At 68.1% G+C, this 19,858-nt stretch carries 21 protein-coding genes; 14 read left to right on the top strand and 7 right to left on the bottom strand.

The window, feature by feature from the left end:
• Positions 1-62: 62 nt before the first annotated feature.
• Positions 63-503 carry a DUF1489 domain-containing protein gene (locus RQI43_RS19720; protein WP_311276308.1) on the bottom strand — a complete coding sequence of 147 codons (441 nt, stop codon included), beginning with the start codon at positions 501-503 and terminating at the stop codon, positions 63-65.
• Between the two features lie 52 nt (positions 504-555).
• The gene (locus RQI43_RS19715; RefSeq protein WP_311276307.1) at positions 556-1,632 is read right to left on the bottom strand and encodes a hypothetical protein; all 1,077 of its coding nucleotides are present in this window, start codon (positions 1,630-1,632) and stop codon (positions 556-558) included.
• Between the two features lie 168 nt (positions 1,633-1,800).
• On the opposite strand from RQI43_RS19715, the gene RQI43_RS19710 reads away from it, so the two are divergent.
• The 5 genes from RQI43_RS19710 (at position 1,801) to RQI43_RS19690 (ending at position 7,266) form a co-directional block, all read left to right on the top strand.
• Positions 1,801-2,994 carry an MFS transporter gene (locus tag RQI43_RS19710; protein ID WP_311276306.1) on the top strand — a complete coding sequence of 398 codons (1,194 nt, stop codon included), beginning with the start codon at positions 1,801-1,803 and terminating at the stop codon, positions 2,992-2,994.
• Between the two features lie 67 nt (positions 2,995-3,061).
• A complete protein-coding gene (locus RQI43_RS19705; protein ID WP_311276305.1) occupies positions 3,062-4,231 on the top strand; it encodes an MlaE family lipid ABC transporter permease subunit in 1,170 nt (389 codons plus the stop codon).
• 14 nt (positions 4,232-4,245) lie between these two features.
• A complete protein-coding gene (locus RQI43_RS19700; protein ID WP_311276304.1) occupies positions 4,246-5,064 on the top strand; it encodes an ABC transporter ATP-binding protein in 819 nt (272 codons plus the stop codon).
• Positions 5,065-5,495: 431 nt separating this feature from the next.
• Complete coding sequence (locus RQI43_RS19695; RefSeq protein ID WP_056426158.1) at positions 5,496-6,578, top strand: MlaD family protein; 1,083 nt, start codon at positions 5,496-5,498, stop codon at positions 6,576-6,578.
• A 109-nt stretch (positions 6,579-6,687) separates the two neighbouring features.
• A complete protein-coding gene (locus RQI43_RS19690; protein ID WP_056426259.1) occupies positions 6,688-7,266 on the top strand; it encodes an ABC-type transport auxiliary lipoprotein family protein in 579 nt (192 codons plus the stop codon).
• Positions 7,267-7,332: 66 nt separating this feature from the next.
• Here the strand turns inward: RQI43_RS19690 and RQI43_RS19685 are convergent, their stop codons facing one another.
• From RQI43_RS19685 to thiE, 3 genes are all read right to left on the bottom strand, one after another.
• Positions 7,333-7,962 carry a helix-turn-helix domain-containing protein gene (locus RQI43_RS19685; RefSeq protein ID WP_056426161.1) on the bottom strand — a complete coding sequence of 210 codons (630 nt, stop codon included), beginning with the start codon at positions 7,960-7,962 and terminating at the stop codon, positions 7,333-7,335.
• A 106-nt stretch (positions 7,963-8,068) separates the two neighbouring features.
• A complete protein-coding gene (thiD, locus tag RQI43_RS19680) occupies positions 8,069-8,875 on the bottom strand; it encodes a bifunctional hydroxymethylpyrimidine kinase/phosphomethylpyrimidine kinase (RefSeq protein ID WP_311276303.1) in 807 nt (268 codons plus the stop codon).
• Between the two features lie 231 nt (positions 8,876-9,106).
• The gene (gene thiE, locus RQI43_RS19675) at positions 9,107-9,814 is read right to left on the bottom strand and encodes a thiamine phosphate synthase (RefSeq protein ID WP_405030669.1); all 708 of its coding nucleotides are present in this window, start codon (positions 9,812-9,814) and stop codon (positions 9,107-9,109) included.
• Positions 9,815-9,966: 152 nt separating this feature from the next.
• Here thiE and RQI43_RS19670 point away from each other — a divergent pair, with 152 nt between their 5' ends.
• Positions 9,967-10,539 carry a sugar O-acetyltransferase gene (locus RQI43_RS19670; RefSeq protein ID WP_056426169.1) on the top strand — a complete coding sequence of 191 codons (573 nt, stop codon included), beginning with the start codon at positions 9,967-9,969 and terminating at the stop codon, positions 10,537-10,539.
• 48 nt (positions 10,540-10,587) lie between these two features.
• Complete coding sequence (locus RQI43_RS19665; RefSeq protein WP_311276301.1) at positions 10,588-11,622, top strand: NrtR DNA-binding winged helix domain-containing protein; 1,035 nt, start codon at positions 10,588-10,590, stop codon at positions 11,620-11,622.
• Positions 11,623-11,667: 45 nt separating this feature from the next.
• Here RQI43_RS19665 and RQI43_RS19660 read toward each other — a convergent pair whose 3' ends face one another.
• On the bottom strand, positions 11,668-12,012 hold the full coding sequence (locus RQI43_RS19660; RefSeq protein WP_311276300.1) for a MerR family transcriptional regulator: 345 nt from the start codon (positions 12,010-12,012) through the stop codon (positions 11,668-11,670).
• Positions 12,013-12,088: 76 nt separating this feature from the next.
• Between RQI43_RS19660 and RQI43_RS19655 the strand changes: the two genes are divergently transcribed.
• The 5 genes from RQI43_RS19655 (at position 12,089) to RQI43_RS19635 (ending at position 17,511) form a co-directional block, all read left to right on the top strand.
• A complete protein-coding gene (locus RQI43_RS19655; protein ID WP_311276299.1) occupies positions 12,089-12,901 on the top strand; it encodes an aminotransferase class IV family protein in 813 nt (270 codons plus the stop codon).
• 199 nt (positions 12,902-13,100) lie between these two features.
• Positions 13,101-14,111, top strand: a complete 1,011-nt coding sequence (gene nadA, locus RQI43_RS19650) for a quinolinate synthase NadA (protein WP_311276298.1) — start codon at positions 13,101-13,103, stop codon at positions 14,109-14,111.
• Positions 14,108-15,649 carry an L-aspartate oxidase gene (locus tag RQI43_RS19645; protein WP_311276297.1) on the top strand — a complete coding sequence of 514 codons (1,542 nt, stop codon included), beginning with the start codon at positions 14,108-14,110 and terminating at the stop codon, positions 15,647-15,649. Before nadA ends, RQI43_RS19645 begins: the two co-directional genes overlap by 4 nt.
• Before the next feature lie 55 nt (positions 15,650-15,704).
• Positions 15,705-16,565, top strand: coding sequence for a carboxylating nicotinate-nucleotide diphosphorylase (nadC, locus tag RQI43_RS19640; protein WP_311276296.1), 861 nt, complete (start codon positions 15,705-15,707; stop codon positions 16,563-16,565).
• 274 nt (positions 16,566-16,839) lie between these two features.
• The gene (locus tag RQI43_RS19635) at positions 16,840-17,511 is read left to right on the top strand and encodes a L,D-transpeptidase (RefSeq protein ID WP_056426189.1); all 672 of its coding nucleotides are present in this window, start codon (positions 16,840-16,842) and stop codon (positions 17,509-17,511) included.
• Between the two features lie 86 nt (positions 17,512-17,597).
• Here RQI43_RS19635 and RQI43_RS19630 read toward each other — a convergent pair whose 3' ends face one another.
• Positions 17,598-17,945, bottom strand: coding sequence for a DUF6460 domain-containing protein (locus RQI43_RS19630; RefSeq protein ID WP_056452303.1), 348 nt, complete (start codon positions 17,943-17,945; stop codon positions 17,598-17,600).
• 252 nt (positions 17,946-18,197) lie between these two features.
• Here RQI43_RS19630 and RQI43_RS19625 point away from each other — a divergent pair, with 252 nt between their 5' ends.
• Complete coding sequence (locus RQI43_RS19625) at positions 18,198-19,160, top strand: alpha/beta hydrolase (protein ID WP_311276295.1); 963 nt, start codon at positions 18,198-18,200, stop codon at positions 19,158-19,160.
• A 6-nt stretch (positions 19,161-19,166) separates the two neighbouring features.
• The coding region (locus tag RQI43_RS19620; protein ID WP_311276294.1) for a DEAD/DEAH box helicase at positions 19,167-19,858 on the top strand (692 nt) is incomplete at its 3' end.

Genomic DNA, 19,858 nt, shown 5'->3' with positions numbered 1-19,858 from the left:
TCCTTCGGCGACGGGGCGGCCGACGCCGCTCCGTCGTCTTGTCATGGTGAGATTGGATAAGGTCAGATCAGGCCGAGGACGGAGAGCTCGCGCCGCAGCGATTCGGGCATGTCGGCGAGGCCGTCGGCGCGGCGCATGTCGAGATCGGCCGGCGCGGACCGCACCGTCAGGTAGCGCCAGCCCTGGAAAGGCCGGCATGGGCGCGGATTGACCGGGACCACGACCGAATCGAGGACGAGGCGACAGCGGCCGACGCCGTCCGTATCGGTGAAGGGCTCGATGGCCGTGATGGCCTGGCGGCAGCACAGCGTGCCCTTGATGACCCAGTAGATCGAGCCCTGCCCGGCAATAGCCGAGGCACGTTTGGGCACCATTCGGGTCACGTGGAACGTGGACGGGTCGCGCCCGGCCTGCAACGCGTCGTCCCGGTTGCGGGAGATGCGTTGTTCGAGGTCCTCGATCGTCGCGGGTCCGACGCAGAGCTTCAAGAGGTGAAGGGCCATGACGGCCCTCTTATCAGTGCCGTCGACGATGCGCGCGGGGCATTCGTCTCGCTCAGGAAAACAGGGCGAGTTTCTCTTTCTCGCTCAGGCCGTCGATATCGGCGAAGGCCGTGGCGATGTCGGTCTTCCCGGAAGCCGGTGACGTCGTCGTGTCCTCGGTGCTCTCGTCGTCGGAAACGACCTCGTCGGCCGGCTCGTCGTCGAAAGGCTCGCTCGTGTCCTCGGCGATAGCGTCCTCGGCGACGGTGTCCTCGGCGACAACATTCTCGCCCGTCTCGGATGCGTGCGGCTCGGTGAACGGGGCGTCTTCGTCCGTCGTCTCCGTGGCGGAGGAAAGCGGCATGTCCGGGCTCAACGTCTCTTCCGCCTGCTGCTCGACGACGGCCTCCATCTCCCCCGTCACCTCGTCCTTTGCTTCCCGAACACTCTCCGATCGCCCGGAATCCATGTCGATGAACCGGTCCACATCGCTCTGGTCGAGGTCCTGGGCGACAGTCGCCGCCGTCGAGCCAGGCGCCGGCGGGATCGCCTCGACCTCGCCGCCCCAGATCGCGATCATCGCCGCGAGGCGCTCTTCGAGATAGCGCAGGGTATGGATGATCCGGGCCGTGCGCTGCGCCGTGAGATCCTGGAACGAGCAGGCGGTGTAGATTTCCGTCGCCCGGCGGTCGAGCACGTCGCAAATCGTCGCATCCGCGCCGGTTTCGCGCATTGTCCAGGCGGTCTCCTGGACTTCCTCCGCAGCGCCGAGGATGTCCGACGTCGCGCGCTCGGTGGCCCGGACGATGGCGTCGAGGGCGACGGAGGCGATGCCAAGGCGGCTGTGGTCCTGATCCACGGTGCTGATCGCCGCGATCTCGGCCTTGGTTCGGGCGATGGCGTGGGCCATGTCCATCAGGTCGCCGCGCATGCGTCCGACCCGCTCGGTTTCCCGGTCGGAGGGGCGATCCGCCGTCACCGCGCTTTCCAGGCGTGAGATGGCGCCGAGCAGCATGTCCGTATCGGCACTGCGGTTGCGCCTGGTATATTCGGCGAGGAACCAGCGGCCGCGTTCGCTCTCGCTCATCGCCGCTTCGATACGGTCGTATTCCGACTCATCGACCGGGGTGAGCGAACGCATGACAGACATAGAACTCGTGTCCTCGATGGTGCCTCGCGCCGTTGCGCGAAGTCGCGGGTACCAGCACCAGTAGATTGACACGATGGTTTTAACGCCCCCTTTACGGGTCGAATCATCGTCAGCGGCCGGCAACGCTTCGGCTTGAGGTCGCTTCGCCCCTCGATCGAGCGGTCCCCCTTGTCTCAATCCTCTCCGACGGAGCCGAACGCGACGCGTCTGTCGCTGCTCTATGCCGTCGTCTTCGTCGAGATCGGCATCGCCATGCCGTTCATGCCGGTCTGGCTGAAGGCGCTCGGCCTCGATGCGCGGATCATCGGCGCCCTCCTGGCGCTGCCCATCGCCATGAAGATCATCGCCACGGCTCCCCTCGTGGGGCTGATCGACCGGGGCGTGGCCGCGCGCCGTCTCCTACTGGTCGGCAGCGTGGCGGTGGCGGCGACCTATGCGCTGATGCCCGCCGGTGCCGCCATCGGCTGGCCCATCCTCGCTGTGCTCGTCGCCGTGAATGCGGCGGCCGGAGCGCCACTGGTGCCGACCATCGACTACCTCACCCTGGCCGCCGTACGGCACAGCAAGCGGCTCGACTACGCCCGTATCCGCATGGCGGGGTCCATCGGTTTCCTCATCGCCAGCCTGCTCGGGGGGGCGGCCCTCAGCGCCATGGGGGAACGCCTCGCCGTGCCGGTCCTCCTCACCGGCCTCGCCCTCGTCGCCGCGGCCACCATCTTCGCCAGCCCGGTGGAAGCTCATATGGCGCAGCCGCGCATCGCGCCCGGCACACGCCCGAAGCTGCCCCGCGTGCTCTGGCTCTGCATCGGCGCGCAGGCGACGATCCAGGCGAGCCACGCGGCGACCTACGCCTTCGGCAGCATCCACTGGCAGGCCAGCGGGATCTCGCCCTCGTGGATCGGCGTGCTCTGGGCGACGGGCGTCGCCGCCGAGATCGTCTTCTTCGCCACGGTGGGGCGCTGGCCCGCCCATTGGCGTACGCCGTTCCGGCTCATCGGCCTCGGCGCCGCCGCGTCCCTCATACGCGTCGTCGGCCTGTCCCTGATCGGCGGCGAGCTCGTCCCGGCCCTGTTCCTGCAGACCCTCCACGCATTCAGCTTCGGGGCGACTCAGCTCGGCGCCATGACGGCGATCTCGGCCTTCGCGCCCGATGGGGCGCGGGGGCGCGCGCAGGGCATGTCGAGCGCCGTCAATGCCTGCGCCTCGGCGAGCGCGACGATTCTCTGCGGTGTCGCCTACCAGGCCGGCGGCGGCTCGCTCGCTTTCGCCCTGATGGCGCCGCTCGCCCTGTCCGGCCTGTGCCTCGTGTCACTTTCCGCGAGAGCAGCGACACTTGCCCCCTTCACACCGCCCCGTTTGTAGGTCAGCACTCCGCCGCTTGTCGCGGGTCTTGACCAATCCGTAACCTTGATCTGCGTTTTAGTTGCGCATGAACCGGGAGTCGCGCTTCGTGCGCCACGCTGCTGCCAAGCCGAACCCTGACGCCGCCGAAGCCGAGTTTCTCGGCGAGGGCGGACGCGTGGTCCTGAGCGGCCGCTGGACGGCGGATCAGGGTGCCTCCGTGGAGAGGGCCGCCGCGCGCATCGCCAGCGACGCAAAGGGCGCTCCCATCCTCGTCGACCTGTCGAAGGTGGCGCGGCTCGACACGCTCGGCGCCTGGGTCCTGGAGCGGACCCGTGGCGAGATCGAAGCCGCGGGCGGTCGCCTCGCCTATGCGGGGGCCACGGCCGAGCACCGTATCCTGCTCGGCGAAATGAATCTGCCGGACGAGGATTATGCCGGTCCGCCCAAACGCGGCCGCCTCATGGGCTTCCTGCACGATCTCGGGGTCCGGGTCGTCGGCGCGAAATCGGACATGGTCAGCGGCCTCGCCTTCCTCGGGGAGGTGGTGACCGCCTGTATCCGCGTCGCCTCGCGGCCGAGCACCTTCCGCGGCACGGCCCTGGTCAACCAGCTCGAACAGGTCGCCTTCCGGGGCGTACCGATCATCATGCTGATCTCGTTCCTGGTCGGCGGCATCGTCGCGCAGCAGGGCATCTTTCAGCTTCAGCGCTTCGGGGCGCAGAGCTTCGTCGTCAACCTGATCGGCCTGCTCATCCTGCGCGAACTCGGCGTGCTCCTCACCTCGATCATGGTGGCGGGGCGTTCCGGCTCGGCCTTCACCGCCGAAATCGGCTCGATGCGGATGCGCGAGGAGGTGGATGCCTTGCGGGTGATGGGCCTCGATCCCATCGAGATCCTCATCGTCCCGCGCATCCTGGCCCTGGTGATCGGCCTGCCGATCCTCGCCTTCCTCGCCTCGCTGGCAGCCCTGGCCGGGGGCGGCCTCACCGCCTCGCTCTACGGCGGCATGACGATCGACGCGTTCCTGGCGCGGCTCCAGGCCGCCGTGTCCTTCCACCACGTGGCGGTCGGCCTCATCAAGGCGCCCTTCATGGCCCTCATCATCGGCATCATCGCGACAATCGAAGGTTTCGCCGTCGAAGGATCGGCAGAATCGCTCGGACGTCACGTCACGGCCTCAGTCGTGAAGTCTATCTTCATGGTCATCGTATTGGATGGACTTTTCGCCGTGTTCTTCGCGGCCATCGATTTCTGATCGCCGTGAACCAAATGTCCCCGCCCCCCGCGCCGTTCGACCGCGCCCCACCTCGCGACGTCATCATCGGCGTGCGCGACCTCGTGGTCGGCTTCGGCAGCAAGGTCGTGATGAAGGGGCTCGACCTCGACATCTATCGCGGCGAGATCCTCGGCTTCGTCGGCCCGTCCGGCCAGGGCAAATCCGTCCTCACGAGGACGATCCTCGGCCTGGTTCCGAAGCGTTCGGGCACGATCGAGGTGTTCGGCGAAGACGTCGACACCATGACCATGGCCCGCCGCCGGCAGATCGAGCAGCGCTGGGGCGTGCTGTTCCAGCAGGGCGCCTTGTTCTCGGCGCTCACGGTCAAGCAGAACATCCAGATGCCGATGCGCGAGCACCTGAACCTGTCCGAGCGCCTGCTCGACGAGTTCGCGCGCCTCAAGATCGAGATGGTGGGCCTGAAGCCCGATGCGGCCGACAAGCTCCCCTCCGAATTGTCGGGCGGCATGATCAAGCGCGCGGCGCTGGCCCGGTCCCTCGCCCTCGACCCTGAGATCCTGTTCCTCGACGAGCCGACTTCGGGCCTCGACCCGATCGGCGCCGGGGAATTCGACGAACTCGTCGCTACCCTGAAACAGACGCTGGGGCTCACCGTCTTCATGGTGACGCACGATCTCGACAGTCTCTACACGGCCTGCGACCGCATCGCGGCGCTCGGCGACGGCCAGATTATCGCGCAGGGGCCGATCGACGCCATGCTGGCGAGCGACCACCCCTGGCTGCGCTCGTATTTCCACGGCAAGCGCGCCCGCGCGATCGTCCCGCAGGGAGGCCGGCATGCAACCGCCTAACGCCGTCCTGACGATGCGGGCGCCGTTCGGTTGGACCGGAGCCCGTGTCATACCGATCCGAGTCCGTACACGATTCGAGGGCATCGCGGGTCCCCTCTCCTGGAAGGAGAGGGACAGGGTGAGGTGTGCGATCTCTCCGGAGATGGACCACACCTCACCCCAACCCTCTCCTTCCAGGAGAGGGAGCCTCGCTGAGCTCCACGCCGACACATCCGAGTTTTATAAAAAGCCTTCGGGCGAATCGGCGCGTCCCGTTGCGCTCCCGAAAAGGGAGCCTGCGCCGAGCCGATCGGCCGGAATGCCTCTCAACCAATCTGCGCGGCACCCGAGCGGAGCCATGCGCCACATAGCCCAGCGATCGATCGGAGCTCGCGCACCGTGTGCGTCCCCGCACCGCACTCGCCCCGCCACGCCGAGGTATCGCTGATCCAATGGAGACTCGTGCGAACTACGCCCTCGTCGGGGCTTTCACACTCGCGGTCGTCGTGGCGGCCTTCGGCTTCGTGTTCTGGCTCCAGGGCGGATCGCGCAGTCAGGTGCGCGAGAGCGTGCGCATCGTCTTCTCGGGCAGCGTTGGCGGCCTCGCCAAGGGTTCGACCGTGGCCTTCAACGGCATCAAGGTCGGTGAGGTGATGGATGTCCGCCTGCTGCCGCAGGACCCGCGCCGGGTCGTCGCGATGGTGGAAGTCGAACGGACCACGCCCCTGCGCGCCGACACCCGGGCCCGCCTCGATTCCGCGATGCTGACCGGCGTCTCCACCATCTCGCTCTCCGGCGGCAACGCCGATTCGCCGCCCCTGACGCCGGGTTCGGGCGACCAGACACCCACGATCTTCGCCGACAGTTCCGACATCCAGGACATGATGGCGGCGGCCAAGCAGATCGCCCAGCGCGCCGATGACGTGCTGCAGCGCCTCGACAAGCTGGTGGCCGGCAACGAGGGCGCCATCACCCGCACCCTCGCCAATGTCGAATCCTTCTCCAAGACCCTGAACGATGCCGGGCCTGCCGTGAGTTCGCTGGTGAAGGCCATCGACGGGCAGAAGCTCAACCGCGTCATCGACAATGCCGAGCGCTTCTCCGCCGCGCTCAGCACGGCGAGCCCCGACATCGAGGGTGCGGTGAAGGACGCGCGCTCGCTTGCCGGCAAGCTCAACGCCTCGGCCGACCGCGTCGACAACGTGCTGAAGGGGGCCGAAAGCTTCCTCGGCTCCGCCTCGGGCCAGGCCGGGAGCAGCACCTTCGCCGAAGTCCGTGAGGCGGCGATCTCCGTGCGCGATGCCGGCAAGGCCTTCCGCACCCTGTCGGAGAATCTCGACAAGCGCACCTCCACCATCGCGTCGAGCTTCAGCCGCCTCAGCGGGACCGGACGGCGCGAGGTCGAAGCCCTGTCCTCGGACGGCCAGCGCACCCTCAACACCCTGAACCGGACGGTGAAGAGCCTGGAGCGCGACCCGTCGCAGGTCATCTTCGGCGGCAAGCCATCGTTGCCAGAATACAACGGTGGCCGCTGAACCCGGCAAAGCCTAGCCGCATGTGTCCGGCGTCACGGCACGGAAACCGCTATGGCGTAGTTTACGGTTGCGCTTCTTGCAGCGCTGCACAGGTTTCCAGGCCCTTCGGATGACGTTTCGCTCGCATGCCCTGGCGCTCGCCTGCCTCTCCGCCCTGCTCGGCGGTTGTGGCGGCGGCGCGCCCATGACCTTCGACCTCGCCGCCCTGCCGAGTTCCGGCCGGCCGAGCGTGGCGGCGCGGTCGATCTCGGTGGCCGAGCCCGTCGGCCTCCAGCCCTTCGAGCAGGATCGCATCATCGTTCGTCAGGCCGGCGGTGCCCTGTCGTTCCTCGGCGGCGGACAATGGGCCGACCGCCTGCCGCGCCTCGTCCAGACACGGCTGATCCAGAGCCTCGAAAATTCCGGACGCCTGAAATCCGTGAGCCGCCCCGGCGACAAGATCGTGGCCGATTACGCGCTCATCAGCGAGATCCGTGCCTTCGACATCGCGTCCGGCTCTGGCGAAGCGGTGGTGGACATCTCGGCCAAGCTCATCACCGACGGCACCGGCAAGGTCGTCGCCGCCCGCATCTTCACCGCGCGCGTGCCGGTGGCCAAGGTCGAGGCGGGCAACGCGGCCATCGGTCTCGATGCCGCTCTCAGCGTCGTGCTCGCCGACATCGTCCGCTGGGTCAATTCCGGGCATTGACCGTCGTGTCGCGGTAATCCCCCGTGGAGTACCGCAGGTCGAGACGGGCAAGGACGCTCGGCGCTCCTACTCCATCACCGCCGCTTTCATGATCACGACCATGATCGCCTTGGCGGGTTCCGTTCCGACGCAACGCACCGTGTGCGGCCTGTCGCAGCGATAGCGCAGCGTTTCACCGACCCGCGCCCGCTGGAAGGTGCCGGCCACCTCGACTTCGAGCGAACCCTCGGTGACGGTGAGGGATTCCACCGAGCCGCGCTGGTGCGGATCGGAATCGAGGACGCCGCCCGGATCGGCCGTGACCTCGTACCATTGCAGCCATTCCACCGTCTTGATCCAGCCGACGATGGCGAGGCGGATCTTGCCGTCGTCGGAGAGCAGGATCGGCGTGTCGGCGCGCGACGTCTTCTCGATGAACGGCTCTTCGTCGCTGGTGGCCAGCACGCGCTCGATGGAGACGTCGAGGGCCTGGCTCAGGCGCCAGATGGTCGCCAGGGTCGGGTTGGTCTCGTTGCGCTCGATCTGGCTGATGATCGATTTCGCCACGCCGGACTGCTCGGCGAGTTCGGAGAGTGAGAGGTTGTAGGCCTTGCGCAGCCGCTGGATGGTCTTGCCGAGCTGGCCCGAGAGAACCTGTGCTCCGTTCAGGATATCCCGCTGCCGTCCCCGTTCGGGCGTCGTCGCCTGATCTTGCATTGTCCCAGAACCTATCGCGTCGTTCCGTACATCGAACGATCGTGCGGTACTTCAAACGCAATCAGGCATCCGATGCAAGGCGAAGGAGGCCAACTTCTCCCTCGTGTCAGTGCCAAAGGGCGTGGAAATGATGGACCGGTCCGTGCCCTCGTCCCACCGTCACGGAATTGGACGCGGCAATGGCGGCGGTGACGTATCGTTTGGCCTGGGTGACGGCCTCCGTCAGGGAGAGGCCACGGGCCAAGCCCGCCGCCACGGCCGAGGACAGGGTGCAGCCGGTGCCGTGCGTGTTGCGGGTGTCGAGGCGCGCCGATGCGAAGCGCCGCAGCGTCCCGTCCGTGCTCATGAGGTGATCGACGCTCTCGGTGCCCTCCGCATGGCCTCCCTTGATGAGCACGGCGCGGGCCCCCATCGCGAGCAGCTTGCGTCCCTGCACGACCGCCTCGTTCTCGCTCTGCGCCACGGGAGACTCGATCAGGGTGGCGGCCTCGGGAAGGTTCGGCGTCACCAGATCGGCCAGGGGAAGGAGGTGCCGGCGCATGGCGTCCACCGCCTCGTCGGAGATGAGGCGGTCTCCGCTCGTGGCCACCATGACAGGGTCGAGGACGATCGGTATGCGGGAGGCATGACGGCTGAGCCCGGCGGCCACGGCCTCGATCACCGCGGGCTTCGACAGCATGCCGATCTTCACCGCCTTGACGTCGAGATCGGAGAAGACGCTGTCGATCTGGGCGGCGATGAAATCGGCCGGCACGTCGTGAATCGCCTGCACGCCGAGGGTGTTCTGCGCCGTGAGCGCGGTGATGATGCTGGCGCCATAGACCTTGAGTGCCGCGAAGGTCTTGAGATCGGCCTGGATACCGGCGCCGCCGCTGGAATCGGAGCCCGCTATGGTCACGGCGATGGGTGTCATGGCGTGTCTCGTCCCTTGCGTTGCGGCAACCCTAAACCATCGTCCGGAACGAGGGAATCCGGCCCGATTGAAAATGATTTTAGAACAGAGACTTAGAGAATTTTACCGCTCATTCGCCTGGCTCGCTGCCTAGAGCGCTCTCCGCCAAAGCGGATGCCGGTTCGGCGAAAAAGAGCGCGGCGAAACAAAGGTCTCGAGATGTGCCCCGACCCAACGTGGTCGGGCGCAGCTCTAGACGGCCGCGCCCCTCGCCGCGAGGGCCGAATCCACCCGGAAGCGCAGGTCCCTGGCGCGCGCCTCCACCTCCTCGGTGGAAAACAGCGCGGAGATCAGGGCGATGCCGTCGGCGCCCGCCGCGATGATGGCGGCGGCGTTGCTGCCGTCGATCCCGGCGATGGCTCCCACGGGAAAACCGGTGCCCCGGGCGAGCCGCGCCCGGAAGGCGATGCGCGAGAAACCGTCGAGCCCGACGGGCGGGTCAGGATTGTCCTTGCTCGTCGTGGCGAAGACGCCGCCGATGCAGGCATAATCCACGGGCAGGCGATAGAGCTCGTCCGCCTGGGCCGCCGATTTGAGAGTCAGTCCGATGATGGAGCGTAAGCCCAGAATGCGCCGCGCATCCGCCGGGTGCAGGTCCGACTGGCCGAGATGCACGCCCTCGGCCTCGGCAGCCAGAGCGAGATCGCAGCGATCGTTGACGAGGAGCGGCACCCCGGTGCCCGCGATGGCCGCGCGGATGGCGCGGATGCGCGCCAGCGACTCGCGCGCGTTCTCGATGGACTTCTCCCGGTATTGAAGAATGGTACATCCGCCCGAGACGGCCTCGGCCGCCATATCGGCGAGGTCATCGCCGTCATCGCCACAGACGTCCACGTCGAGGATACCGTAGAGCCTCACGTCGACCGGCACGGTCGAGCCCAAGGCGGTGTCGCGTCCGATCACGTCGTTCCTCCGGTAAGCCCCAGCGCCCAGGTTCGAGCGGCGGCAATCTAAACGGGTGGCCGTGCCACGCAAAGCCGATCCGCACCGCTTCGCTTGCCGGCCCCGGCCCATCGGCCTACTCCCCGCCTCGACGAAGCACGGAGATTGGCATGACCACCGAAGCCGGGCGCACGCCGAAGCAGAAGATGATCGCGGGGGAACTCTACCACCCCGACGACGCGGAACTCGGTGCCGACCTGCGCGCCTGCCAGGTCTGGCTCGCGCGCTACAACGCCATGCTCGGCCGCCCCGCCGACGAGCGCCGGGTTCTGCTGCGCGAGACGTTGGCCAATGTCGGCGACGGGGCGGTGATCCGGCCGCCGTTCCATTGCGATTACGGCTTCAACATCAGCATCGGCGCCCACGTCTTCCTGAACTTCAACTGCGTCATCCTCGATTGCACCACGGTGACGATCGGCGAGCGGACACAGATCGGGCCGGGCGTCCAACTCCTCACGGCGGACCATCCCCGCGAGGCGGAAGCGCGCGAGGCCGGGCTGGAATTCGCACGCCCCATCGCCATCGGCCGCAATGTCTGGATCGGCGGCGGCGCGCTGATCCTGCCCGGCGTCACGGTGGGCGACCATGCGATCATCGGGGCCGGCGCCGTCGTCACCCGCGACGTGGCGCCCGGCGCGACGGTCGTCGGCAACCCGGCGCGACCGGTGTCCACCAAGGCGTGAGGCGACGCGCGCATCCTTTCGCGCGTTGATTCCGGCAGGCAATCTGCCATGAGACCCATTCACGGACCGGGGGGCGGACAGGTGACGAGGGGGCAGGACGGATTTGTAGCGGAGGCGGCCGATGCGCTTCCCAATCCGTCGGCGGTCGGGCTCGTCGCCGTCATCGTCGCGGCGACGGATGGCGAGCCGCGCGCCCTCACCGTGAAGGTGCCGGGCCAGGCCGCGAGCCGCGAGACCGGATTGCCGTCAGGTCCCCTCGTGCCGGAGCATCCTACGCTGGAACGCGGTCTGCGCGCCTGGGTGGAGCGCCAGACCCAGCAGCGCCTCGGCTATGTGGAGCAGCTCTACACGTTCGGAGACCGAGACCGGCAAGGCGACGATTCGGGCGGCCTTCACTCTTTGTCCGTGGCCTATCTCGCTCTGGTCCGCGAAATGCGGTCGGCGGCGCTCGCCGAGGCGTCGTGGCACAATTGGTACGCGTTCCTTCCCTGGGAGGATTGGCGCGCGGGCCGGCCCGGGACCCTGGACGAGATCGAGGCCAAGCTCCTGGCCTGGGCGGCCGGGACATCCGATGCCAAGGTCCGGCGGCGGCGTGAGGACAGGCTCGGCCTCACCTTCGGCATCGGCGGCGGGGCCTGGAACGAGGAGCGCGTGCTCGAACGCTACGAACTCCTGTTCGAGGCCGGTCTGATCCCCGAAGCGCGGGGACAGGCCGGGGAAGCGAATGCCACCGAATTCGCCACGACGGGCCGGCCCATGACGTTCGATCACCGCAGGGTGCTCGCCACGGCGATTGGACGCTTGCGCGGCAAGATCAAGTATCGCCCCGTGGTGTTCGAGCTGATGCCGCCGACCTTCACCCTGTTCCAGCTGCAGCGCACCGTGGAGGCCCTGTCGGGCGCCAATCTCCACAAGCAGAATTTCCGTCGACTCGTGGCCCAGCAGGGACTGGTGGAGGAGACCGACGAAGTCACCAGCGGCGCGGCGGGGCGGCCCGCCCGCCTCGTCCGTTTCCGCCGTGAAGTGCTGTTGGAGCGCCCCGCGCCGGGATTCCGGCTGACCCCTTCGCGACGGTCGCCCTGAGGCATCGCGTGTCAGCCCTGGCGACGCGGCAATCGCGGGTGGGGCCTACATTGCCGCCAGGATCGATTCCAGCATGGCGCGGCTCGTCTCGAGCGCCGCGATGCGCTCGTCCACCTCGCCGATGTGCCGGCGTAACGTTTGGCGAAGCTCGTTGCAGGGTTCGAATGCGCTGCGCCCGGCGAGCGCGCAGGGCAGGAACACGCGGATGACCGGCAAGGTCATTCCGGCCGCGCCGAGCGTCCTGATCCGCCGAACCGTGTCCTCGTCCAGCAGCGTGTAATCGCGATACCCGGAGGCGGTGCGCTCCGGCGCGAGCAGCCCCTCTCCTTCGTAATAGCGCAGCATGCGCACGCTGACGCCCGTGCGCTTCGATAGCGTCCCAATCCGCATTGGCCGTTGACCCTGACAGTGCTGTCACGGATTAAGGCTGGCGCTCTTCGATGGAAACCAATCGAGAGCGTGATTCATGACAGACGTCTTCGGTAGCCACGCCTGGATCGACGGGCGGCCCGCCACCGCCTCCGACCTCGCCCCCCTCGCCTTCGCCGGGTTCGCGCATTTTACCGCCATGCAGGTCCGTGACCGGCGCGTGAGAGGGTTGGACCTTCATCTGGAGCGCCTTCGCGACGGGTCGCAGGCACTGTTCGGCTGCACCATTCCTGAGGAGCGCATACGAGACGCACTTCGGACCGCCATCGCGGGCGCCCCCGGCGACCTGTCGCTCACCGCGACAGTGTTCTCGCGCAACGGCGAGTTCCGCCTCGACTGCGCAGCGGAAATATTCTCGATTCTGGTTCGAACCTTTCCGCCGAGTGACGGCCCCGCCGGCCCGCTGAAACTGGCCCTCACGCCGCATGAGCGTTGGCGCCCGGAGGTCAAGCATGTGGGCGAATCGGCAAAGACCCATCTCCTGCGCGAGGCTGCCCGGATGGGCTTCGACGATGCTGCGTTCGTCGATCGTCAGGGGAGTATCGGCGAAGCGACGATCTGGAACCTGGCCTTCTGGGACGGAGTGTCGGTGACATGGCCGAAGGCCAACATCCTGGCCGGGGTCACGATGGGAATTGTCCGCCGTCGATTGACCGCCCTCGGTGTCCCCCAGCGCGAGGCGGTCGTAGCGGCGGACGGGCTCCACGAGTTTGCTGGAGCCGTCGCGATGAATTCATGGACGCCCGCCATCGCCATCTCATCCATCGGCACCGTCACCCTGCCGCGATCCGACGAACTCACCGCCCTGCTGCATCGTGCCTATCGGACCGAACCGGCACTCGACCTCTGAACGTCCTTGTTCCTGCATGCGATCTGGAACTATCGCGCTCGACCACGAGGGAAGGGACGGCGATGGCAGAGGATGACGTTTGCACAATATCGCAATGCAAAATGAATATGCTCAGGCTCAGCATATCTAGACAAGCGTATCTCACACGCCTACGTTAGTCGGCACAATGCTCAGATTGAGCATAATTGAGGACGCGACCATGGCGGCCACGAGTTTCCCGATCGACAGGGTTTCGACCCTGCCTCTGCCCGATATCTACGCCCGCGTGAGCCGGCATGTTCCGGCCATCGAATGGCCGGCCCTGGCCGATGACGTCGCGGCGATCCTGGAGCTGAAGAAGACCCGCAACGCGGTGATCCTCGCTCACAACTACCAGGCGCCCGAGATCTTCCACACGGTGTCGGACATCGTCGGCGACAGCCTGGCGCTGGCCCGCGAGGCGATCAACGTGGATGCCGACGTGATCGTGCTCGCCGGCGTCCATTTCATGGCGGAGACGGCCAAGCTGCTCAATCCGGGCAAGACCGTCCTGATCCCCGACATGCGGGCCGGGTGCTCGCTCGCCGATTCGATCACCGCCGCCGACGTGCGGGGCTTGCGCGAAAAGTATCCCGGCGTGCCGATCGTGACCTACGTCAACACCTCCGCCGCCGTGAAGGCGGAATCGGACGTGTGCTGCACCTCCGGCAACGCGGTGGACGTGGTGCGCTCGCTCAATGCGCCGCGCGTCCTGATGATTCCCGACGAGTTCCTGGCGCAGAACGTCCAGGTTCTGGTGCCCGAGGTCGAGATCCTCACCTGGGCCGGCCATTGCGAGGTCCACGAGCAGTTCACACCCGCCGATATCGACGAGGTGCGCGAGAGCTATCCCGGCGTCACCGTCATCGCCCATCCGGAATGCCCGCCCGACGTGGTGGCGGCATCGGACTTCTCGGGTTCGACCGCGATGATGATGAACTTCGTCGCGGAGAAGCGGCCGCGTCAGGTGGTGCTCGTGACCGAGTGCTCCATGGGCGACAACATCGCCGCCGCGAACCCGGACATCGAGTTCATCAAGCCCTGCAACCTGTGCCCGCACATGAAGCGGATGTCGCTGCGGAACATCCGCCACGCCCTGGAGACCCTCACCCACGAGGTGACGGTGGAGCCGGAACTCGCCGAGCGCGCCCGCGCGGCGGTGGAGCGCATGCTCGCGGTGCGTCCGCGATGAACGCACACTCCCCGTTCTCCTTCACCCTCCCCGGTTCGGACCGTGTGATCGTCGTGGGAGCCGGCGTCGCCGGTCTCGCCACGGCCTTGCGGCTCAGCCCTCGCTCGGTCACCCTCGTCACCGCTTCTCCCTTGGGAAGCGGCACGGCGACGGGCTGGGCGCAGGGCGGCATCGCCGCCGCCATGGCCGAGGAAGATGCCGCCGCATTGCACGCGGCGGACACGGAAGTCGCCGGCGCCGGCCTCACCGATCCGGCCGTCGCCTTGCGCGTGGCCGAAGCCGGTCCCGGCCTGATCGACTGGCTCGTCAGCCTCGGCGCGCCCTTCGACCGGGATGCCGCCGGTGCCCTGGCGCTCGGCCTCGAAGCGGCGCATTCGCGCCGCCGCATCGTCCGGGCGGGCGGTGATTCCACCGGGCGGATGGTGCTCGACACGCTACTGAAGGCCGTCGCGCTGACGCCCTCCATCGAGATCCTGGTCGCCAATGTGCGCGGCCTGGTGCAGGACGAAAGCGGCGCCGTGGCCGGCCTGATCTGCGAGCGCGATGGTAACACGGTGCGCCTCGAAGCGAGGTCGGTGGTGCTCGCCACCGGAGGGCTCGGCTCCCTCTACGCCTCGACCACGAACCCGCGCGGCGCCACCGGCCGGGGTCTGGCGCTGGCGGCCCGCGCCGGGGCGACCTTGCGCGACATGGAGTTCGTGCAGTTCCACCCCACCGCCATCTCGGTGGGACTGGACCCGATGCCGCTCGCCACCGAGGCCCTGCGCGGCGAGGGCGCGCGGCTGATCGATGCGAATAGCGAGCCGGTGATGGCGGGCATCGCCGGGGGCGATCTCGCTCCCCGCGACGTGGTCGCCCGCGCGATCTTCCAGGCGAGGCGACGCGGTACCGAGGTCTTCCTCGATTGTCGCGGTGCTCTCGGCGCCCGCATGGCGACGCGGTTCCCCACCGTGGCGGGCCTCTGCGCCGCCTCCGGCATCGACCCGCAGCGCCAGCCGATCCCCGTGCGGCCGGCGGCGCATTACCATATGGGCGGCATCGAGGTGGACGGCACCGGCGCCAGCACCGTGCCCGGCCTGTTCGCCTGCGGCGAAGTCGCCTCCACCGGACTGCACGGCGCGAACCGCCTCGCCAGCAATTCGCTCCTCGAGGCGATGGCCTTCGCCCCCTGGATCGCCGAGGCTGTTGCGTCCGTCCCCGCCCCCGGTCCGGCTTCGATCGCCGAGCCGTGCCGGCGCGACGACGCTGATCACGATGCGATCCGCCGGATCATGGAAGCCGATGTCGGGGTGGTGCGCGACGCCGAAGGCCTGACCGACGCTGTGCGCCGCCTGGCGCCAGCGGCGAGGCAGGGCTCCGACTCGGCCCTCACCGGATTGATGGTCGCGACCTCCGCCCTGTCCCGCCTGGAGAGCCGAGGCGCCCATTGGCGCAGCGACCACCCGGATCAGGCGCCGGCCCGGCACAGCGAAGTGACCCTGGCCGAGGTCTGGCGGATGGCGGAGACCGTCTCGGCCGATGCGGTCGCTCCGGTTTAGATCGGACGACCGGAACTTTCGCCCCCCTTTCAACGAGACTCCTACGAGCGACCCCATGAGCGATGCCCGTCTCGTCCCCCTCCCCCGTCTCCTCGTGGAGCCGATCGTCCGCGCGGCTTTGCTGGAAGATCTCGGCCGCGCCGGCGACATCACCACCGACGCGATCGTGCCCGCCGAAGCCCACCTCTCCGGCGTCATCGCCGCCCGGCAGGACGGGGTGATCGCCGGCGTCGATGCGGCCGTCATCGCCTTCGCGCTCATCGACCCGGCCGTGTCGGTCATCGTCGAACGCGGCGACGGCGCGCGGGTCTCCCCCGGCGACGTGGTGATCCGGCTCGACGGTCCGGCGCGCGCCATCCTCACCGCCGAGCGCGTGGCGCTGAACCTCCTGTGTCGCATGTCCGGCGTAGCCACCGCCACCGCCGGCCTCGTGGAAGCGGCCCGGCCGCACGGCAAGGCGCGGATCGTCTGCACCCGCAAGACCACGCCGGGCCTGCGCTCCCTGGAGAAACACGCGGTCCGGGCCGGGGGCGGCTCCAACCACCGCTACGGCCTCGACGATGCCGTGCTCATCAAGGACAACCACGTCGCCGTGGCCGGCGGGATCGTCCCGGCCATCGAGCGGGCGAGGGCCTATTCCGGGCATCTCGTGAAGATCGAGATCGAGGTCGACACGCTGGAGCAGCTGGCCGAGGCACTTTCGGTCCGCGCCGATGCGGTGCTCCTCGACAACATGTCACCGGACCAGCTGCGCGAGGCCGTGCGGATGATCGGCGGGCGCGCCATCGCGGAGGCCTCGGGCCGCATCAACTGTGAGACCGTGGGTGCCATCGCCGCCTCCGGCGTCGACCTGATCTCCAGCGGCTGGATCACGCATAGCGCACCGATCATCGATCTCGGCCTCGACGCGGTCTGATCTGGCGTATTCGGACGTCCGACGCGGGTCCGGTTCCGCCGCGTCGGATATTGTTCCCGGCTGACAGGGTCCCCTAATAATAATCCCTGCGAATACGGCTAAGCCGCCACACTGTGGCCACGGAGTCACGACCCCGCCACAACCATCGCTTCATCGCGAATTCAGCTTGGCTTTGGGGCGGCAGCGTTTACGTCTTGGCGATCGGAAAACGGTATCCTGCGTTGCGTTACCGACCGTGTTTCCCCAACGTTTCGCCTGCCTTCGAGAGGCTTTGATGCGCCGTATCGCCCCCGCCCTGTCCGGGCTCGTCTGCATGGTTGGTGTCTGGGCCTCGCCCGCCGCCGCCTATGAGATCGACCCGCTTACCCGTCAGCCCCTGGACAACGCGCTGGTGCTGCGCGTGCGTCCGCAGGCGGAGCCTGCCCCGGCCGTCGTGGCGGTGCCCACCGCCAACGCCTCGCTCAACCCGGCCGACCCGATGGCCTCGGCCGTGCCGCAGATGTCGGCGATCCAGCGCGAGCAGGTCGCCTTCGGCGGCAATTACGCTCCCGGCACCATCGTGGTCTCCACGGCCGAGCGCCGGTTGTACTACGTGCTCGGCGGCGGTCAGGCACTGCGCTACGGCGTCGGCGTCGGTCGTCCCGGCTTCACCTGGGGCGGCACCCAGACCATCACGATGAAGCGGGAATGGCCCGATTGGCGTCCCCCGGCCGAGATGCTGCGCCGTCGTCCCGACCTGCCGCGCTTCATGAAAGGCGGCATCGAGAACCCGCTCGGCGCCCGCGCCATGTATCTCGGCGGCTCGATCTACCGCATCCACGGCTCCAACGAGCCGGAGACGATCGGCACCGCCGTCTCGTCTGGCTGCATCCGCATGACCAACGACGACGTGGCCGATCTCTACACCCGCGCCAAGGTCGGCGCGAAGGTCATCGTCCAGCGCTGATCGTCTTCGACACGCTTCGAACTGAAAAAGGCCGGCGGAAACGCCGGCCTTTTCCATGTCCTTCGGTAGAGTGCGTTCCGGCCTGGCTATTTCGACACCGAAAGGAACCGCGACAGCAGCCAAAGCGGCACCACCACCACGGCACCGGCGAGGATCCAGCGGCCGAAATCGTGGAAGGTCTCGAATCCGAGATCGATGAGCGCGCGGCCCGCATCGTAGATGTGCCAGAACAGCAGGCCGGGCGTGACACCCAGCATCGCCATGATGGCGCCGACGAGGATGGACAGGAACAGCAGCTTCACCAGCACGGCCATGGGCGAGCCGCCGAGGAAGCGGCGCAGGGCCGAACGCGGTTCTCCATCGGAATAGCCACTGCCGACCGGGGGACGGCCCTGGTACGGTCCCTGTCGGCGGGGGTCGTTGTCGACGATCATGCTGTCATCCTCTGGCCGTGGTCCGACGGCCGAACTCTCTCGGACATATGGGGCCTCATCGGCTTCTCTGAAGCCGGCGAACCCGGCGGAAGCGTGACCGATGCGACACACCCGAACGAAACCGTCTGTCCATTGGGGCGTTAGGCCGTCTCGTGCCGGCAAGGCGACTGGCATCGGTGCGGGCTTCGCCCACATTCGACCCTCCCGCCCGAACGCTGCTTCGGCCCCACACTGGATGAGACGAACCGTTCCATGATCGACCACGCCCTCTTCGACCCGGCGACGATCGATCCGGAGACCCACCGCCTGAACGCCGAGATCATCGCGGCCCATGCGGCCCAGGCCGATCCCTGGTCGATTCCCCTTTCCGAAGTGCGCGCACGCCGTCGGCAGGGAACCCAGGCCTCTCCGGCGATGCCGCGCAGCGCGCGCGCCGAGACGGTGATCATCGACGGCCCGGGCGGCCCGCTCTCTCTGAGGGTCATCCGCCCCGACGCGAAGAAGTGGCAGAAGCTCCGCGGAGCCTATCTCCACATCCACCGGGGTGGCTGGGTCTGGGGCGCCGCCGACGAGCAGGATCCGTGGTTGGAGCGCATCGCCGATACCTGCGGCTTCGTCTGCCTGTCGGTGGAATATCGCCTTGCCCCCGAACATCCCTATCCGGCGGCTTTGGAGGATTGCGAGGCGGCGGCCCTGTGGCTCGCAGGCCCCGGCAAGGCCGAGTTCGGCATCTCGGCGCTCACCATCGGCGGTGAATCGGCCGGCGCGCATCTGGCGGTCATGACCCTGCTGCGCCTGCGTGACCGGCACAACCTGCCCCGCGCCTTCCGCGGCGCCAACCTCAATGCCGGCTTCTTCGACCTCGGTTTGACCCCCAGCGTCCGCAACTGGGGCGACACCCGCCTCGTGGTGAACACCAAGGACCTCACCACCTTCGCCAACGATTACGTCCGCGACGGCATCGACCGGCGCCGGCCCGACGTGTCGCCGCTCTATGCCGATCTGAAGGGCCTGCCGCCCGCCCTGTTTTCGGTGGGCACGCACGATCCGCTGCTCGACGACACGCTCTACATGTCGTCCCGCTGGGCAGCGGCCGGCAATGGCGGCCATACCGCGATCTATCCCGGCGGCTGCCACATCTTCGTGCGCTATCCCGGTGCGATGACCGGGCGCGCCCTCGAACTGATCGACCGGTTCCTGATGGCTCTGGCTTGACGATCCTTGCCTGAGGGCCGGCTTCCCGCGCCGTTCGAGGCCTGGTTCGCCTCGCGCGGCTGGGCGCCCCGTCCGCATCAGCTTGAGCTCCTCAGCATCGTCGGCGAAGGGCGCTCGGCCCTGCTGGTGGCGCCGACAGGGGCCGGCAAGACGCTGGCGGGGTTCCTGCCGAGCCTCGTCGCCCTGTCCGAGCGCGCGCCATCGCGAAAAGCGCGGGGGCTCCACACCCTCTACATCTCGCCGCTGAAAGCGCTCGCGGTGGACATCGCCCGGAATCTCGAAGCGCCCATCGCCGAGATGGGCCTGCCGATCCGGGTCGAGACCCGCACCGGCGATACGCCCTCCCACAAGCGCACGCGCCAGATCGAGCGCCCGCCCGACATCCTGCTGACGACGCCGGAGCAGCTCGCTTTGCTCATCGCCCATCGCGAGGCGGCCGAGCTCTTCGCCACCCTCTCCTGCGTGGTGCTCGACGAGTTGCACGCCCTCGTCACCTCGAAGCGGGGCGACCTGCTGTCGCTCGGATTGGCGCGGCTCCACCGCCTCAGCCCGAACCTCACCGCCATCGGGCTGTCCGCCACCGTGCGCGAGCCGGACGATCTGAGGCGGTATCTCGTGCCGCAGAACGCCAACCCTCCCCCCCCTGCGGGGGAGGGTGGCCCTCGCGTGAGCGAGGGTCGGGAGAGGGGAGCGCCGTA

The organism is Methylobacterium sp. WCS2018Hpa-22, assembly GCF_031843785.1.
Taxonomy (GTDB): domain Bacteria; phylum Pseudomonadota; class Alphaproteobacteria; order Rhizobiales; family Beijerinckiaceae; genus Methylobacterium.
Note: the sequence above shows the minus strand (reverse complement) of the source record. Positions and strands in the feature narration are given on the sequence as shown.

What these genes read in the sequence shown, in the direction of transcription:
- RQI43_RS19720 (WP_311276308.1), bottom strand. Translation starts at nt 503, where the DNA reads ATGGCCCTTCACCTCTTGAAGCTCTGCGTCGGACCCGCGACGATCGAG.
- RQI43_RS19715 (WP_311276307.1), bottom strand. Translation starts at nt 1,632, where the DNA reads ATGTCTGTCATGCGTTCGCTCACCCCGGTCGATGAGTCGGAATACGAC.
- RQI43_RS19705 (WP_311276305.1), top strand. Translation starts at nt 3,062, where the DNA reads ATGAACCGGGAGTCGCGCTTCGTGCGCCACGCTGCTGCCAAGCCGAAC.
- RQI43_RS19700 (WP_311276304.1), top strand. Translation starts at nt 4,246, where the DNA reads ATGTCCCCGCCCCCCGCGCCGTTCGACCGCGCCCCACCTCGCGACGTC.
- RQI43_RS19695 (WP_056426158.1), top strand. Translation starts at nt 5,496, where the DNA reads ATGGAGACTCGTGCGAACTACGCCCTCGTCGGGGCTTTCACACTCGCG.
- RQI43_RS19690 (WP_056426259.1), top strand. Translation starts at nt 6,688, where the DNA reads ATGACGTTTCGCTCGCATGCCCTGGCGCTCGCCTGCCTCTCCGCCCTG.
- RQI43_RS19685 (WP_056426161.1), bottom strand. Translation starts at nt 7,962, where the DNA reads ATGCAAGATCAGGCGACGACGCCCGAACGGGGACGGCAGCGGGATATC.
- thiD (WP_311276303.1), bottom strand. Translation starts at nt 8,875, where the DNA reads ATGACACCCATCGCCGTGACCATAGCGGGCTCCGATTCCAGCGGCGGC.
- RQI43_RS19670 (WP_056426169.1), top strand. Translation starts at nt 9,967, where the DNA reads ATGACCACCGAAGCCGGGCGCACGCCGAAGCAGAAGATGATCGCGGGG.
- RQI43_RS19665 (WP_311276301.1), top strand. Translation starts at nt 10,588, where the DNA reads ATGAGACCCATTCACGGACCGGGGGGCGGACAGGTGACGAGGGGGCAG.
- RQI43_RS19660 (WP_311276300.1), bottom strand. Translation starts at nt 12,012, where the DNA reads ATGCGGATTGGGACGCTATCGAAGCGCACGGGCGTCAGCGTGCGCATG.
- RQI43_RS19655 (WP_311276299.1), top strand. Translation starts at nt 12,089, where the DNA reads ATGACAGACGTCTTCGGTAGCCACGCCTGGATCGACGGGCGGCCCGCC.
- nadA (WP_311276298.1), top strand. Translation starts at nt 13,101, where the DNA reads ATGGCGGCCACGAGTTTCCCGATCGACAGGGTTTCGACCCTGCCTCTG.
- RQI43_RS19645 (WP_311276297.1), top strand. Translation starts at nt 14,108, where the DNA reads ATGAACGCACACTCCCCGTTCTCCTTCACCCTCCCCGGTTCGGACCGT.
- nadC (WP_311276296.1), top strand. Translation starts at nt 15,705, where the DNA reads ATGAGCGATGCCCGTCTCGTCCCCCTCCCCCGTCTCCTCGTGGAGCCG.
- RQI43_RS19635 (WP_056426189.1), top strand. Translation starts at nt 16,840, where the DNA reads ATGCGCCGTATCGCCCCCGCCCTGTCCGGGCTCGTCTGCATGGTTGGT.
- RQI43_RS19630 (WP_056452303.1), bottom strand. Translation starts at nt 17,945, where the DNA reads ATGATCGTCGACAACGACCCCCGCCGACAGGGACCGTACCAGGGCCGT.
- RQI43_RS19625 (WP_311276295.1), top strand. Translation starts at nt 18,198, where the DNA reads ATGATCGACCACGCCCTCTTCGACCCGGCGACGATCGATCCGGAGACC.